Below are 16,213 nucleotides of genomic sequence, written 5' to 3' on the forward strand. Positions count from 1 at the left end.
GCATTTCGCCGCCGGTACGCTGACCGTCATGTCGACCGATGCCGCTCCCGACGCCACACCCTTGCCGATCCTGCTGCTCAACGGCCCGAACCTGAACACGCTCGGCTTGCGGCAGCCCGAGATCTACGGTGCCGACACCCTCGCCGACGTCGTCGACCTGGCCGAACGTACCGCCGCCGAACTCGGCTACGGACTGCGTGCCGCCCAGACCAATCATGAGGGCGAGATGATCGACTGGATTCACGAGGCGCGTGGGAACGTGTCCGGCATCGTGATCAACCCGGCCGGCTGGACGCACACCTCCGTCGCCCTGGCCGACGCACTCGTCATCCCCGAGGTTCCGGTGATGGAGGTGCACATCAGCAATGTGCACAAGCGCGAGGCGTTCCGGCATCACTCGTATGTCTCGCCGATCGCGGCCGGCATCGTCGTCGGCTACGGCATCCGGGGCTATGAGTTCGCCATCCGACGATTGGTCGAGTTGGTCGGTTGACGAGCTGACGCGGTTCTTCCCGTTCGGACTGGCGTCGGTATTCTGCTGCGAACCGTAGTAGATCGAGGGGGACGGTCATGCAGCCCGACGAGGGATTCGCCGGTTACCGGGTGGTGCGCACGCTGGGGTCGGGCCGCACCGGGACGATGTATGAGGCCGAGTATCTGGAGGACGGATCTCGGGTCGCGCTGCATGTGATCGAGCCCGATCGTGGTGGGCCTGCGCCCGAGCAGTTCATCGCTTCGATGCGGACGGTGTCGGAGCTGTCGCATCCGAGCATTGCGACGATCTCCCGGTTCGGGGTGGAGGGTGATCTCGCGTCCGGTGGGGTGCCGTGGTGTGCGACGGAGTTCGTCGACGGGCCGGACCTGGCCCACGCCGGCGGACTGTCACCGGCCGAACTGTCGCGGGTTGTCGGCGATGTGGCCGCGGCGTTGGATGCTGCGCACGCCCAAGGTGTTCTGCATCGGGCGGTGACGCCGTCGAATGTGATCGTGACACGCGGCGAGGACGGTGCCATCGCTCGGGTGGTGGTGACCGACTTCGGTGTTGCCGGCGCTGATTCGGGTCCGGAGGCGTTGTCGTTCGCGGCGCCGGAACTGTTGCAGGGTGGGATGCCGTCGCCGGCGTCGGATCAGTATGCGTTGGCGGTGCTGGTGTTCGCCTGCCTCACAGGACGACTCCCGTTCGAGGCGCCGACCCCGGCGGGACTGATGATGGCGCAGTTGTCGGCGCCGGTGCCGTCGGTGGGTGATCCGGCGGTCGATGCGGTGCTGGCGCGTGCGTTGGCGAAGGATCCGCGGGCGCGGTTCGTGTCGTGTGGTGAGTTCGCGGGTGCGTTGAAAGCTGCTGTGGGGGTTGCGGGTTCGGTTGGGCAGCGCAGTGTGTCGTTGACCAAGGAGGCGGGTGCGCCGGCTGCTCCCGTTGCGCCGGGTGGGCCGGTGGTTCCGCCTGCCCGACCCTCGTCGCGGCGGAAGTGGTTGTGGGCCATTCCTGTTGGTGTGGTGGCGCTGCTTGCGGTGATCGCGATCGTCGCGGTGGTGGTCGTGCGGGGTGGTGGTGGCGACCCCGATCCTCGTCAGATCGCCAATCCGGCCGCGGGATCGAATTGGACGGCTGTGGACGGATTCATGGGAACCGCTTGCGGCGTCGACGGCGGCGAGTTGTACTGCTGGGCCGACGAGGAGTGGTCGCACACGTACATCGACTTCTTCCCCGATGCGAACCCTGCGCCATTCGGCTCGCTACAGGATGTCACCGACGTCAGCTTTGATGGCAAGGCGGGCTGTGCGGTCGCGGGTGGGGAGGTGTACTGCTGGGGCAGCTACGGGTCTGCCGACTACTCGCCGCCGGTGACCACGCCCACCCGACTGGCCGGCATCGACAAGGTGACAAAGATCGTCGGCGCGTCGACGGGGTGTGCACTGAGCGAAGGTGACGTCTACTGCTGGGGCCACAACAAGGGCTACCGGGTGGCCGACTCGCTGGAGTACCCCGACGACACGGACTACGTTGCCGTACCGACCAAGGTGCCCGGACTCGGTCATGTCACGGACGTCGCGATCTCGGGTTCTGCGTATTGCGCGTTGAGCGACGGCACGCCCTACTGCTGGGGAAACAATGCGTACGGGCTCCTCGGCAACGGCCGCGTCGACGAGAACGCAGTGGAGTCGACTCCACGACCGGTCGTCGATATGACCGGGATTGCCGGCATCACCAAGATCAGCGGTGGCGGCGGAGTATTCTGCGTCCTGCAGAATGGCACCCCGGAATGTTGGGGCCACCTTCTCGGCGATGACGGTCAGTACGCCGACGTGCCGAAGCCCACCCCGGTGCCCGGTGTCCATGGGTACCTGGACATCGCTGTCGGTTCGGGACCGCTCATCTGTGGAATCTCGTCTGCTCACGAGGTCTATTGCTGGGGCAGCAACTACGACTACATTCCCAACCCCAACGGCACTCTGGGGGACAACGTCCCGACACCGGTGAAAATCGACGGGCTCGACGGTGCCTCGAAAGTGGTGGTGCCATTCCGAGGTATGTGCGCGATCCGCAGCGGTGATCTGTTCTGCATGGGGCTCCTCAAGCCGCCGGGGCACTGACTAACTGCAACCGGGGGGTTGCATTGAGGTGGATTGAGTGCAACCATAGAGTTGCATATAACCGATCAATCCAGGAGTCGCCATGTCCACCACCGATTTCGACCGCATTGAGCACCAGGTCACCATCAGCGCCCCCATCGACCGCGTGTGGGCGCTGGTCAGTGAACCGGGCTGGTACATCAACGATCGCGCACTCACCGAACATCGCATCGAGACCCGCGGCGACGTCACCATCGTCCACGACCCGACTCACGGCTCCTTCGCCATGCGGATCATCGAACTCGACGAACCTCGGTACGCCGCCTTCCGATGGCTGACCGATGCCGAGAATCTGGACAGCGCAGCGACTCTCGTCGAGTTCTGGCTGACCCAGACCGACGGCGGTGTCGAGCTCAAGGTCGCCGAGAGCGGATTCGCCTCGCTGGACGAACCCGAGATGGATCGTCGTTCACGTTTCGACGATCACAGCGAGGGCTGGAGACTCGAACTGAATCTCGCCAAAGAAGCTCTCACCGAATCGACTTCGCATGCCTGAGGTCTCGTCGCCGGTCGACGTCTTCGCGGCTTTGGCCGACGACAGCCGTTGGCAGGTCCTCGCAGAACTCGGCCGCCGGCCAGCATCGGCGTCGGCGCTGGCAGACCGACTGCCCATCACACGCCAGGCCATCGCGAAACACCTGCGGATACTTGCCGACGTCGGACTCGTCGAGCCGATGAAGGTGGGGCGCGAAATCCGTTACGAGGCAGTCGGAGCGCGGTTGTCCGATGTCGCGCGCCAGCTGGAGAAGATCGCCGGTGGGTGGGAGCGACGGCTCTCGCGCATCAAGGATCTCGCCGAGGGCGACGACTGACCGAGGTTGCGACTCGCCTTAGGGTTGCTGGGTCGTGGATCCGACGGTGACAGTCCTGCCGAACCGACAGCGCCCGGTTCTTCACTGACAGCGCTCTCTATTCCGTTGACAGCGCTCTTGGCTACGTTGACAGCGCCCTGAACCTCGTTGACAGCGCCCTGAACCTCGTTGACAGCGCTCTGTTTTCGGTGATGCGACCCCGCCCCGCCGGTCGAGCCGACCCATCCCGCCGGTCGAGCCGACCCCATCCCGCCGGTCGAGCCGGACGGAGCGCTAGCGAAGTCCGAGTCGAGACCTCGCAACATGATGCTGGAACCCCCACCACCACAACATCTCCCACGAAACGCGCCGCGCCATACCACACGCCACCGACAAGAAGATCCCGCCACGAACAAGTTATCCATAGATCAAAAGTTATGCACAGCAACAGGATTCAGAGAACTGACCCTTGCGCCGACCGCCAACGAGGCGTATTGTGGTGTACATGACATCGGGGGAACTTGACATCACCATCGACTTGTTATTGGAACTCGACTTCACCAACGGCAGCCTCACCGGCGACGACGCAAAGAGCGCACTGCACGCCATCCTGCTGATCCGCAATCTGGTCGATCACCACGCCAGTGTGCTTGTCGGACTCTGTGATCACCTCAAGGTCGCAGAGAAGGAGGGTCGCAAACTCCAGAAGTTGTTGCACGAATGGGGTGTCGCGCCGGCTTCCGCGTCCCGCATGATCCGCCTGGGCACCACGCCCGACATCGGCCGCGTGTACCGCCACACCTCGTTGGGCACATTGTCGGCCGAACACGCCGACGCCATCGTCCGAGGCTTGACGCACATCGAGAAACGTTCCGGCGAACCCGTCACGGCTGATGAACGCGACGCACACGCCATTGCCCTACTCGGGCACGCCACCGCCGGCTTCACTCCCGCCGAAATCCGCGAGTACGCCAAGAGCCGCGGCAACCAGCAGGCCGACGACACCGACGGCCTACCGGCCGGCGAAGATCGCTCCATCAACACCTTCGACTTCCACGACTCCGACGACGGACGACTCACCGTCACCGGCGACCTGCATGCCGTGCTCGGGGAGAAGTTGAGGACGGCGATCGAAGTGCTGTCCGCACCGCGACCCCAACCCGACGGTTCCCGCGATCCGCGCACCGCAGGTCAGGTGCGTGCCGACGCCCTCGAGATCATCCTCGACACCGCCGCCCGCGCCGCCGCAGGCGAACACAGCGACGACGGACCACGCATGCCCACCGAGTTGGTCAACCTCACCATCCCCACCGGCACACCATCATTGGCATCGTTGCAGTTCATGGGATCGGTCACCGAAGCCACCGCCCGCAAACTGTGCTGCGACGCCACCGTCGGCGTCATGATCGTCAGCAAAGACGAGGTACCACTATCGCTCGGGCGGACCATCCGACTGTTCAACCGGGCCCAACGACGCGCGTTGGCACACCGCGACAAAGGATGTATCAAGTGTGGGGCACCGCCCTCACGAACCCAGGCGCACCATATCGTCCATTGGATCGACGGCGGCGAAACCTGTTTGGAGAACGGCGCTTTGCTCTGTTCGTCCTGTCATGACGATGTCCACCATAACGGATGGGACGTCGTCATGGGAGCCGATCACCACCCGTGGTTGATCCCACCGGAAAGTGTTGACCCACAACGCAGACGGTTGCGGTCGTATCACCGTAGGACCATGACATTGGATGGATTGCCGGGTGTGGCATGAGGATCCGGTTCCAGCCTTGCCTTGCGGAGGTCTGGACACGGCTCGTCGTTTCGACGGAGCTCAACGCGGCGGCTAGCGCTCCTCACCGGCTCGACCGGCGAAACAACGGCTCGACCGGCTGGCAAAGGAGCTCGACCGGCGAATGGGAGGCGCTCGACCAACGGGGTAAGACCCTCGCCCACAGATAGATAACAGACCAACCAACCCGCACCCGGCTCCGGCCGGGACCGCATCGGTTCCTTGAGAACTCCATAGTGAATTGGGACGCCGACCTCGGGTCGACGGTCAGCGCGACAGCGCTTCTCGCGCCATGTCGGCCACCGAACCGTCGACTCGAGGTCCGTGTCCCGGGAACAGTACCGTCGCATTCAACTCGGTGAATGCCTCGACGCTACGACGGGCCGCGGCCACATCATGCTGGAAGACGTCCGGAATGCATTGGCAGCCATGGATTCCGGAGATCGGATGGTCGCTGACCAGCGCATCGCCGGACACCAATGCAGCCCCGTCGGCGACGAGGTAGGCGCTGTGGCCGTCGGTGTGGCCGTGTGAGGCCACCGGCACCGGCGATCCGGGTAGGTCAAGGCGCTCCGGGAAGGCCTCCGCCGAGTCGATTCCCTTGCGGCTCAACACTCCCAGCGGGGTCACTTCGGCCAGCCATCGCCACACCCTCGGCCGATACGCCACCGACGCGATGTCGAGCGGCGACGCCTGCTGGAGGTGATCGCGATGGGCGTGGCCCACCTCTGCGGGATCGACGAACACCGGAAAGCCGTACCGCTGCACGAGTTTCGCCACCCCGCCGATGTGGTCGACGTGCGCATGGGTGAGCAAGGCGCCACGAATGTCCTCGGGGCGTGCGCCGATCCGGGAAATCGACTCGACCACCAGATCGGCCTGGCCGGGGTAGCCGCCGTCGATCAGGGTGAGTCCGGACTCATCCTGGAGGACAACCCAATTGACGGCATGGGTGCCGACGAACCAGGCCCGTGACGACGCGCCGTCGACATGACTGAGGTCGAACTTCTCGGCCGGCACGATCACCTCCTTGGTGTCACTGACGAACCACCAACACGAACGGCCCGATCTCGGTGACCTCGAAACGAGGATCGTCGAAGGCCTTCGGATCGAAGGTGACGGTGTAGCGCTTCACATTCGGATCGTTCGGATACACATCCTGCGCCAACCGCAAAGCGTAGCCGTCCGCGGAGTAGCGGAACAGGAAGACATTCGGTGCGGGCCAGGCGGCGTGGTCGAGCTGATCGATCATCTCGTCGGGCGTGGTGACCTGTGCCCACTTGGCGATGGTCGCGGCCCGTTTGTCGAACTCGGCCAAGGGATTCGCGTAGTGCGACGTCAATCCCTGGAAACCCCAGTAGGGATACACCGAGAGGAATCCGTAATCGGCCGTGAGAACCACATTGTCGGTGGCCGGACGGCCGGTCTGCGCGGTGATCTTCCGGTCGATCTCCGGGAAGAAGGACTCGGCACCGGCCGGACGCTGGTCGGCGCGAACGCCATAGCCGTCGGTGTCGGTGTAGGCGGTGGTGATCTCACCCGACAGGTACTCGGGAATGCCCTGTGCCGCAGCGATTGCAGTGGCGGCCGCGACGACTCCGATCAACGTCCGGATATCACCGAACCGGCCGACCGCCCACCGTGACAATTCGGCGACACCGAGGACACCGGCGGCGGCCAGCACGGCCACCAGGATCGGTTCGAGCCGGAACGACAGCAGCGTCGACCCGACGGCCGTGCGGATCATCGACAGCAGGCAGAACAGATAGATCCCGACCACCGTCACACCCAGGGCGAGCGCGATGGTGCGCTCGCGGAACCGCAGCAGCAACCAGATCAGCCCGATCATGGTGATGACGCCGACGATGGTGAGGTGGAGCATCGGGAGTGGCAGAACCGCGCCGCGCCCGGGCAGATAGTGCTCGGCGGTCCCGCCGCTGGACGGCGCATTGCTCACCCGCGCCAACAGGTAGGGCGTCCAGACAAGCAACGCGACGATCCCCGACACGGCAGCCATCACGATCAGACGCACACCCACCGCGACGATCACGGCCCGCCGCGCCGCGGACACCTCGGCCGACGGCAGCGCCTTGTTGCCCGCCCGGACCCACCCGAACCCGATCAGCACCAGCGCCATCAACACGGCGACACCGGCGAACAGCCCGGCGTACAGCGTGTAGAACGTCGCACAGAGTCCGAGGAACAGCCCGGCAGCGATCACCGCAGGCCAACTCGTCCCCGCCCGCAGCGACCCGGTCGGCCCGTCGGCCATCCGGCTTCGACCCCGCAATGCGTACAGCATTGGGATCAGCATCGGCACACCGATGAGGACCAACACCGCGGCGTACGGCTCGGGGGAGGCCTCCATCAGCGTCACGACGGTGACGGCGAGCGCGATCGCCGCGCCACGATCCGCGCCGACCATCCGGTTCCACAACACGACACCGACGGCCGCGGCGACCGCGATGGTGAGGATCGCCCACGGCTTGTACGCCTCCCAGCCGGGCATGCCCTGCGCGGCGGCGAACCGACCGCCCCACCAGAACCAGCCCGCCGGGTAGTAGGGCGGCAGATCGAGGTAGGTCATGTCGGCCAGATGCGGGCTCGAGGTCATCCGGGTCAGGTATTCGGTGCGGAACTGCTGATCCGCCGACAACCCGAATAGATACAGCCGGGTCGCACCCAACGGCATGCCCAGCGTCACGGTCACCAGGCCCGCCACACCGGCCGTCGACAGCACGGTGGTCAGCCATCGGGACCGGCCGTACCGATACAGCAGGGCGGCTCCGACCAGCACGATCACCGCGATGACCTGGCCGACCGTGGTCAGTGCACGCGTCACGTTGGAGGAGTTGAACGCCGGCCACTGGACCGCGTCGATGACCTTGAGGCCGACGACGGAAATCACCACTCCGAGGGTCACGGCGATGACGAGGTCTGCGAGATCGGAGAGGAGGGGTCTGATCTGTCGCAGCACTCGGGTCTGCCGCTCTCGGGTCTGCGCAGTCACGCAGTCAGTTGTAGCAAGACGCGACAGTCATTCGGAGAGGGGACGTCGGTAATGGGCATCGTTAGGTGTGCGAAATAACTCGCGAGGCCCATCCACCACCCGGAAGGACGATCACGAGGACTCGCTTCACCGTCGCCGGCGCCACGGCATCGCTGGCCACCGCCCTGCTGCTCACCGGATGCGGGGCGTTGAGTTCGCCCAACGACCCGACGTCGACCACCATTCACACCTCTGCGGCAGCGCCCGCCGAGGTCGCCGATACTGTCACCGCCACGGTGACGACCGACACGACTGCCACGAGGCCCATCGCTACAAGGCCCGCCGACACCACAACGTCGACGACAGACCCCACGCACACCCTCCCGCCCGGCCACGGGACCGGCATCTCGGCCTTCGCCGGTCACTGGCAACGCCACGAGTCGTCCCTGGACACCACACTCACCGGAACACTTCTGATGGGGGCGTCCGCGATCGACGACGAGAAGTGGAACTTCACCTGGGAACGTAGCGATACCGACTCCGACACCCACATCGTCGGCACCCTGACCACGCAGATCGACCGGTCGGGCACCGGCGTCGGATTGCACACCGGACAGACGTTCACCGCCCGCCTGTCCGGCGATTCGTCGAACACGACGGTCCTGCTCACCGATGGGCTCGGAGACACCGGCGGTCCGCTCACCTGGTGCATGGTTGGAGCGCCTTCACCCGATTGTGGGGCGTGAAAGCTCGGATCCGGTACCGCTGAACGGTGTTCGGCAGGGGAACGCTGACCGGCTGGTTCAGGGACGTGGGTCACAGCGACTTTGTGGTGAAAGTTGCTGCCGCACAGGGCTAGTTCGTGGATTCGTTCCCCGCTGCGATGCTGCCCCGCTGCCTCCCAGCGGGCGGTCAGGAGACGGTAACTGACAGCCGCAGGAAGCGTTCTGGGCCGGGGTACAGCGCGCAGACCCAATTCGCATTGAACACACTCGCAATATAATTGTGCGAATCGAACGAAATTCCGACGCCCAGGAACAATTCCTGATTGATCTCTACAGGAACAATGTGAAAGTCGTCAAGATACTGCTCAGCAGGCCGGTCTCTGATTCCAAGATAGCGGGAGACGGAGGCAGGCAGTCTGACCGATTCGTCCGCTGACGCACGCCGGATCACTGTCTCGAGGATGATTACGGGATCGCTGGGAAATTCACGCCACGCATACTCGTTCCGATGTACGTCAGCCTCATGTGCGGTGGTGAGCCATAGATCGCTTCCATCGTCAAGTGACCACCAGTAGGCCGACCCTTCTGTGGGTTTGATACCAGTGGGGCCATCAGCGAACCAAACCCGATTCGACGAGTTCAAGAAGGATTTCATTCTGCCCATGCGAACCATCGAACCACGGCGCCAGGATCCGGTAGATTCCCGCAGGCCGAGGCCAGTTGGCGATCACTCAACGGTAGGAACGAGTGATCGAGTCCAGTGGTCGTGTGACGTCGGGATCGCTCTCACGCCTCGGAGACGAGCTGAGATGGCACCTCTAGACCGCTCTATACCGGCAGCTTGCGGAACACCTTCCGCGGGACGTGGCGCAGCACCATCATGATGAAGCGGAACGTTCCGGGGACCCACACGATCTCCTTGCCGGCATCGACCGACTTTGCGACCGCCCGCGCGACGTCATCCTTGTTGACGGTCAGCGGTGCCTCGGCGACGTTGGCCGACAGCCGGGTACGCACCTGGCCCGGCCGGACGACGAGGACGCCGATGCCCTCGGGTGCGAGTGCCTCGCCGAGGCCGAGGTAGAAGCCGTCCAGACCGGCCTTGGATGAGCCGTAGAGGAAGTTGGACCGCCGAACACGTTCTCCGGCAACCGAACTCATCGCAACGATCTGTCCGTGTCCCTGCCCGCGGAATTTCTCGCCGAGCAGCACGCCGACGCTGACCGCGGCGGTGTAGTTGATGGTCACCTCGGTGACCGCCTTCTTCTGGTCCTGCCAGACGGCCTCGTCGTCGAATTGCACACCCGCGGCGACGATGGCGAGATCGATGTCGCCACCGGCAAACGCCTTGTCGATGACGGCGGCGTGGGTGTCGGGTGCCAGCGCGTCGAAGTCGATCAGTTCGACCTCGGAGGCGCCGGCGGTCTTCATGGTGGCGACGGCCGCCTCGGCGGTCGGATCGCCGGGGACGACGGCGAGAACGACCCGCGCCGGGCCGCGGGTGAGGAACTCACTCGCGATGGCCAGGCCGATCTCGGAGCTGCCGCCGAGGATGAGGATGGACTGGGGGGCGCCTACGGCGTTGAACAAGGTTTCTCTGCTTTCAGATCGGATCGGGTCAGGCCAGCTCGAGGCGCCGGGCCATGTCGGACATGAACACACCGGTCGGGTCGATGGTGCGGCGGGTGGCGATCCACTCGTCGATCTGCGGGTACATCTTGTGGAAGTTCTCCGCCGAGGTGCGCGAATCCTTCGCGGTGTAGAGGCGCCCGCCCATCTCCATGACGCGCCGATCGAGGTCGTTGAGGAACTCCGCGAGCCCCTTGCGGACCGGGAAGTCCAGGCACACATTCCAGCCCCGGAACGGGAAGGACAGCGGCGCGCGATTGCCGTCGCCGAACAGCTTGATCACGTTGAGGAAGCTGACGTGCCCGGAGGCCTGGATGTCGAGGATGAGCTGCTTGAAGTCGCCCTCGTTGCCGGTCGGCACGATGAACTGGTACTGGGTGAACGCGCCACCGCGGCCGTAGGCGTTGTTCCAGTTCCCGATCAGATCGAGCGGGTGATAGAACTGCGGCAGGCTTTCGATGATGCCGCGCTTGTTGGAGCCCATCCGGTAGTACAGCTCGCCGATCAGCGAGAAGTCGAACTTGTTGTCCAGGCCGCGCGGGAAGACATTCGGCAGCGAGATCAGCGGCTTGACGTCGAACTTCAGTGCCTTGTCGCGCAGTTTTGCGGGCAACTCGTCGAGGGTGGCCAGGTTGCCGCGGCTGAAGGAACCGCGACCCAGCTTCGATCCGCCGCTGATGGTGTCGAACCACCCCGAGGCGTATTCGAAGCCGTCCTCGTAGCGCTGCTCGAGGTGCAGGTCGATGGTCTCGTCGAGGTTCGCGGTGGTGAAGGTGTCGGCGAGGAAGTACGCGGTCTCGGTGCGCTTGAGCGCGATCTTGGCGCGCAGCACGATGCCGGTCAGACCGATACCGCCGACGGTGGCCCAGAACAGGGTGCCGTCGGGATCATCCGCCGATCCCTCGGGCGTCAGGATCAGGATCCGGCCGTCGGCGACCAGCAGGTGCATCTCGACGATGTGATCGCCGAAGGTGCCCGTCGCGTGGTGATTCTTGCCGTGGATGTCGTGGGCGATGCCGCCACCGATGGTGACCTGCCGCGTTCCCGGCATGACCGGCACCCAGAAACCGCGTGGCACGACGACCCGCATCAGGGCATCGATGGACAGTCCGGCGTCGACGTCGACGATGCCGGTGTCCTCGTCGAGGGAGTAGATCCGCGTCAGCGGCGTCATGTCGACGGTGAGGCCACCGGAGTTCTGCCCGGACTCGTTGTAGGAACGTCCGAGTCCGCGCGCGATCACACCACGCTTGAGGTAGTCGGGTTTGTCTGCGTTGTCGTCGGCGACACGCGCCACGGCCTCGGCGATGACCTCGGGATACGGCGTCGAGAGCACGTGAGCGTGTACGGGTGTGGTGCGTGACCATCCGACCAGTTCACGGGTCGTGATCGGCAGCAATTCATCTGTAGACATCGCTGAAGAGAATACTCGAATCGAATGTGCGGCCCGCGGCGTTCACCACCCCAGGACGGCCGCCGCGGCGTTTCGGCCGGGAATTCCGCTGACGCCACCACCGCGCCGGGCCCCGGCGCCACACAGTTGTAGTCGTGGATGGCGGGTCTGGACACCCCAGGTGCCCACCTCGGTGGCCTCGGGTGCCCAGGGCCACTGCAACGAGCGGTGGAAGATGTTGCCGCCGGGCAGGCCCAGTGCGGTCTCGAGGTCGAGTGGGGTCTTGGCCTCCAGACAGGGATTGCCGTGGACGTCGTGGGAGATGACGCGCGCAATCGGTTCGGCCAGAACCGAATTCAACGATGCGAGGGTCGCCTCGACGGCTTGACTGGCGGCGCCGCCGGCGGCGAACACCGTCGGTGGCATGTACAGGCCGAACAGCGTCAACGTGTGTTTGCCGGCCAGTTCGGGACCGAGGATCGACGGATCGGACAGGGTGTGGCAGTAGATCTCGCACGGCGGCAGGGTCGGCACCTCGTCGTTGCGGGCCTGCTGCCAGGCCGTCCGCAGCTGGTCGTAGGACTCGTTGATGTGGAAGGTGCCGGCGAACGCGGCGGTCGGCGACGTCGTGGGGTCCCGCAGTTCGGGCAGCCGGTCGAGCAACAGGTTGATCTTGAGTTGCGCGCCCGCGGTGCCCGATTCGGTGTCGAGGGGTTCGTCGAGCATGGTGTTGAGCACGTCCGGCGCGCACGCCCCGTGCACCATCTCGCCCCGGACGGTGGCCACGCGTTGCCGGGAACTGCCGTGATCGGTGGTGAGGTATTCGACGAGCCCGTCACCCGGGTCGATCCCGACGACGGTGCTGGTGGTGCGGATGTCGGCACCGGCGGCCAGTGCGGCCTGATACAGCGCACCGGAGACCGCACCCATGCCGCCGACCGGCACATCCCAGTCGCCGGTGCCACCGCCGATGAGGTGATAGAGGAAGCAGATGTTCTGCCGCAGGGAGGTGTCGTGCAGGTCGGCGAAGGTGCCGATCAGGCCGTCGGTGGCGACGATGCCGCGGATCAGGTCGTCGTCGAAGTACCTTTCGATCAGCTCGCCGAGGGGGCGTTCGGTGAGCATCTCCCAGAGTTCGGCGCGTGACGAGTCGCCGTCGACGACGAGATCGGTCATCTCCTGCGCCGAGCGCAGCGGCTCGATGAGGGTGGGGAACACCGCGCGTGCGATCTCACTCATCCGCTCGTAAAACCATTGCCACGCGCCGAATTCCGTGTCGCTGCCGGTGGCCTGGGCGAAGGAATGCGCGGTGGCCGTGGCGTCGTCGGTGTCGACGAGGACCCCGCGCGCCGGGTCGGTCGGCAGCGGTGTGTACGACGAGTATCGGCGCCGGATCAGGGTGACGTCAAGGTCGAGATCGGTGATGATCCGGGCCGGCATCAGCGACACCAGATACGAGTAGCGCGACAGGCGGGCGGCCATCCCGGGGAACGGCATCGCCGACACCGCCGCACCCCCGACGTGATCGGCGGATTCCAGCACCAGGACGCTGCGGCCGGCGCGCGCGAGGTAGGCCGCCGCGGTCAGCCCGTTGTGCCCGGCCCCGATGATGACGTCGTCGTAGGTCCTCACGGTGCCGCCGGCCTCAACGCATGATCCGGGAGAGGAACGGGGTGGAGTCGGCGATCGAGGCCAGCACCGTGCCGGAGTGATCCTTCGTGGGATAGACGTGCAGTTCGACGGGCTGCCCGGCCGCCACCATCTGTGCGTACAGCGAGAGTGCGGACGGGGCCGGGACGTCGGAGTCCAGGAGGCCCTGGCTGAGGAAGATGGGTCGGTCGTAGCCCGACGACGGGGTGCCCATGTAGTCCGTCAATGCCTCGCGGATACCGGGGATGGAGCTGACCGGCCGGGACAGGAACTGATCCAGCCGAACCCCGGACGCCAGCGGAGTCATCTCCGGGTCGCAGATGGTGCGCGCGTCGGCGACGAGTTCGCGGCCCTTCGGACCGAGGACCTGCGCGATGTCGATGTCGGGCCGCGCCTCGGCGAATCCGGCGAAGATGTAGGCCGTGTAGACGGTCAGGGCCGCGGGCAGCGCGACGGGTGCGGGCGGGGCGAGGGAGACGATCTGCTCGATGTTGGCGGGTGTTCCGGTGGCGACGACGCCGCGGTAGTCGAGTCCGGAACCGGCCGAGAGTGCGGTGGCGCGGCGCGCGGCATTGAGGGCGGCACTCGCACCCTGCGACTGTCCGACGATCGCCCATTTCCGGGCCAACGGCAGGCCCATCTGATGCGCGGCGATCACCGAGTCGACGACCGATTGTGCCTGCGCCACCCCGCTCAGATAGTTCATCAGCCCCGGGGTGCCGAGCCCGACGTAGTCGGTGGCGACGACGGCATAGCCCTGATCGAGCCAATGATCGAGGTAGGTGGTGTCGCGGGAGCTGCGCGGCTGCACCGACGGGGCGCAGTCGTCGCCGAGTCCGGTGGTGCCGTGCGCCCACGCGATCACCGGGTAACCGCCGGCGGGTGCGGGGCGTTTCGGCAGGAACACCGCACCGGAACTCACCGCGGGCCTGCCATGCACGTCGCGGGACGCGTAGAGGATGCGGTAGGCGCGTCCGGCCGACGGCAGGGTGAGCGGACTCGCGAGCGGGACCTGCGCGATCAGGGTGCCGGGCGCACCGATGGGACCGGAATAGCCGGCCGCGTCGAGACCCGAATCGATCGGCGTCTCGGTGGGCGGTGGGCCGTCGGCGCGTGCCTCGGTGGGGAGGAGGGCCGCGGTGAGTCCGGCGAGAAGCACTGACACGATGAACGTGAGGAGTCTCAGGGTCGCGGGTGCAACTCGGCGGCGCGTCACCATGATCTCGACGATAACCCGCCCCTCCCACGTGGCGGCCGCGATCGGGACTCAGCGCATGATCCGGGCGAGCCACGGCGTGGAATCGGGCACGGAGGCCAGAACCGTTCCCGAGTGGTCCTGATCGGGGTACACGTGCAGCGTCACCGGCTGGTTGTTGGCCTTCATCTGCGCGTACAGGGACAGCGCCGACGGCGCCGGGACATCGGCGTCCTTGAGGCCCTGGCCGAGGAAGATCGGACGGTCATAGCCCTTGTACGGCGTCATCATGTACTCGCGCAACGCCGCACTGAGTCCGGGAATCGACATGAGCGGCTTGGCGAACCAGGTGTTGACGTGGTCGCCGGACAGCTCGTTCTTGAGGACCGGATAGCACGTGGTGCGTCCCTGTTCCAGGCGTGCGAGTCCGGTGGTGTTCATGACCGAGGTGACGTGCATGTCCGGCCTGGTCTCATTGAAGCCCGCGAGGATGAAGGCGGTGTAGGCATTGAGGCTGCCGGGCAGAGCCACGGGAGGGACGGCGGGACCCATCAGCTGGTACAGGTTTTCCAGGTTGGCCGGAATCCCGGTCGCGATCACCCCGCGGTAGTCGAGGCCGGAGCCACGGCTGAATTCGGTGGCGTAGCGGGCGCCGTTGAGGGCGGCGGCAGCGCCCTGCGATTGGCCGATGATCGCCCACTTCGGGCCCAGCGGCAGCCCGGCGTGGTGTGACGCGATGACGATGTCGACGATCGAATGTGCTGCGGCCTTGCCGTCGAGGTAGGCCATCAGGCCGGGAGTGCCGAGTCCGACGTAGTCGGCGGCGACGACCGCATAGCCCTGGTTGAGCCAGTGCCCGAGGTACTCGATGTCGCGCTGGCTGCGCGGCAGTGCCGACGGGGTGCAGTCGTCGTTCATGCCGACGGTGCCGTGCGCCCACGAGATCACCGGCCAACCACCGGCCGGGGGTGTGCCCTTCGGTACGAAGACGGCACCGGTGCTGGTCGCTTTCCTGTTGTGCTGGTCGATCGTGGCGAATTGCACGCGATATGCCGAACTCGCTGCGGGCAGCGACACCGACGGTGCCAGCGGTACCTTCGCCATCAGGGTGCCGGGCGCCGGGATGGGTCCTGAGTAGTCCGTCACGTCCAACCCCGACCAGTTGGGTGTTCCGACGACGACCTCGTCGTCGGCGTGTGCGGAACCGGTGGCGGACATGATCGCGGCGGCGGCCAGTACGCCGACCAGAACCGTGGGTACAACGGCGTGGGTCCGTCGGCGCATCCGACGTATGAGGGAGAGCATGGGGCGAAGAGTAGGGTGCACACCCCGGTTCCGGATAGGGGAGTTCGTGCCGTGCGGGCGTTCGATTCGGGACGTGGGCGCACGCCTATTGGGCGCTCTACCCGACACCGATCGAC

Annotated in this window: 14 protein-coding genes; 6 read left to right on the forward strand and 8 right to left on the reverse strand. The window is 65.8% G+C overall.

What is annotated here, in order from left to right; all coding sequences use genetic code 11:
• The first annotated feature begins 28 nt into the window (after positions 1-28).
• The 5 genes from aroQ to ACWETB_RS06755 all read left to right on the forward strand — a co-directional run bounded on the left by aroQ (position 29) and on the right by ACWETB_RS06755 (position 5,193).
• Complete coding sequence (gene aroQ / locus ACWETB_RS06735; RefSeq protein ID WP_348807266.1) at positions 29-493, forward strand: type II 3-dehydroquinate dehydratase; 465 nt, start codon at positions 29-31, stop codon at positions 491-493.
• 77 nt (positions 494-570) lie between these two features.
• Positions 571-2,595: a protein kinase domain-containing protein gene (locus tag ACWETB_RS06740; RefSeq protein WP_452210109.1), complete on the forward strand. Its 2,025-nt coding sequence runs from the start codon at positions 571-573 to the stop codon at positions 2,593-2,595.
• 82 nt (positions 2,596-2,677) lie between these two features.
• Positions 2,678-3,130 carry an SRPBCC domain-containing protein gene (locus tag ACWETB_RS06745; RefSeq protein ID WP_348807264.1) on the forward strand — a complete coding sequence of 151 codons (453 nt, stop codon included), beginning with the start codon at positions 2,678-2,680 and terminating at the stop codon, positions 3,128-3,130.
• Entirely contained in the window at positions 3,123-3,446 is a 324-nt protein-coding gene (locus ACWETB_RS06750; RefSeq protein ID WP_348807263.1) for an ArsR/SmtB family transcription factor, read from the forward strand. The genes ACWETB_RS06745 and ACWETB_RS06750 overlap by 8 nt, the downstream gene beginning before the upstream one ends.
• 484 nt (positions 3,447-3,930) lie before the next feature.
• Positions 3,931-5,193 carry a DUF222 domain-containing protein gene (locus ACWETB_RS06755; RefSeq protein WP_452210112.1) on the forward strand — a complete coding sequence of 421 codons (1,263 nt, stop codon included), beginning with the start codon at positions 3,931-3,933 and terminating at the stop codon, positions 5,191-5,193.
• 285 nt (positions 5,194-5,478) lie between these two features.
• On the opposite strand, the gene ACWETB_RS06760 is transcribed toward ACWETB_RS06755, so the two are convergent.
• A complete protein-coding gene (locus tag ACWETB_RS06760) occupies positions 5,479-6,237 on the reverse strand; it encodes an MBL fold metallo-hydrolase (protein WP_348807371.1) in 759 nt (252 codons plus the stop codon).
• Positions 6,238-6,247: 10 nt separating this feature from the next.
• Positions 6,248-8,188 (reverse strand): galactan 5-O-arabinofuranosyltransferase, encoded by a 1,941-nt coding sequence (locus tag ACWETB_RS06765; RefSeq protein ID WP_348809723.1) that lies wholly within the window; start codon positions 8,186-8,188, stop codon positions 6,248-6,250.
• Between the two features lie 98 nt (positions 8,189-8,286).
• Here ACWETB_RS06765 and ACWETB_RS06770 point away from each other — a divergent pair, with 98 nt between their 5' ends.
• On the forward strand, positions 8,287-8,946 hold the full coding sequence (locus ACWETB_RS06770) for a hypothetical protein (protein ID WP_452210114.1): 660 nt from the start codon (positions 8,287-8,289) through the stop codon (positions 8,944-8,946).
• Positions 8,947-9,112: 166 nt separating this feature from the next.
• Here the strand turns inward: ACWETB_RS06770 and ACWETB_RS06775 are convergent, their stop codons facing one another.
• From ACWETB_RS06775 to ACWETB_RS06800, 6 genes are all read right to left on the reverse strand, one after another.
• Positions 9,113-9,580 (reverse strand): hypothetical protein, encoded by a 468-nt coding sequence (locus ACWETB_RS06775; RefSeq protein WP_348807373.1) that lies wholly within the window; start codon positions 9,578-9,580, stop codon positions 9,113-9,115.
• A gap of 173 nt (positions 9,581-9,753) precedes the next feature.
• Positions 9,754-10,515 carry a decaprenylphospho-beta-D-erythro-pentofuranosid-2-ulose 2-reductase gene (locus ACWETB_RS06780; protein WP_348807374.1) on the reverse strand — a complete coding sequence of 254 codons (762 nt, stop codon included), beginning with the start codon at positions 10,513-10,515 and terminating at the stop codon, positions 9,754-9,756.
• A gap of 28 nt (positions 10,516-10,543) precedes the next feature.
• A complete protein-coding gene (locus ACWETB_RS06785) occupies positions 10,544-11,968 on the reverse strand; it encodes an FAD-binding protein (protein ID WP_452210117.1) in 1,425 nt (474 codons plus the stop codon).
• A 42-nt stretch (positions 11,969-12,010) separates the two neighbouring features.
• The gene (locus tag ACWETB_RS06790) at positions 12,011-13,579 is read right to left on the reverse strand and encodes a phytoene desaturase family protein (protein ID WP_449742604.1); all 1,569 of its coding nucleotides are present in this window, start codon (positions 13,577-13,579) and stop codon (positions 12,011-12,013) included.
• 13 nt (positions 13,580-13,592) lie between these two features.
• Positions 13,593-14,816: an alpha/beta hydrolase family protein gene (locus tag ACWETB_RS06795; RefSeq protein WP_452210119.1), complete on the reverse strand. Its 1,224-nt coding sequence runs from the start codon at positions 14,814-14,816 to the stop codon at positions 13,593-13,595.
• Between the two features lie 48 nt (positions 14,817-14,864).
• Complete coding sequence (locus tag ACWETB_RS06800; protein WP_452210121.1) at positions 14,865-16,097, reverse strand: alpha/beta hydrolase family protein; 1,233 nt, start codon at positions 16,095-16,097, stop codon at positions 14,865-14,867.
• Between the last annotated feature and the right edge of the window lie 116 nt (positions 16,098-16,213).

The sequence above is a fragment of the Gordonia sp. NPDC003950 genome (genome assembly GCF_053605205.1).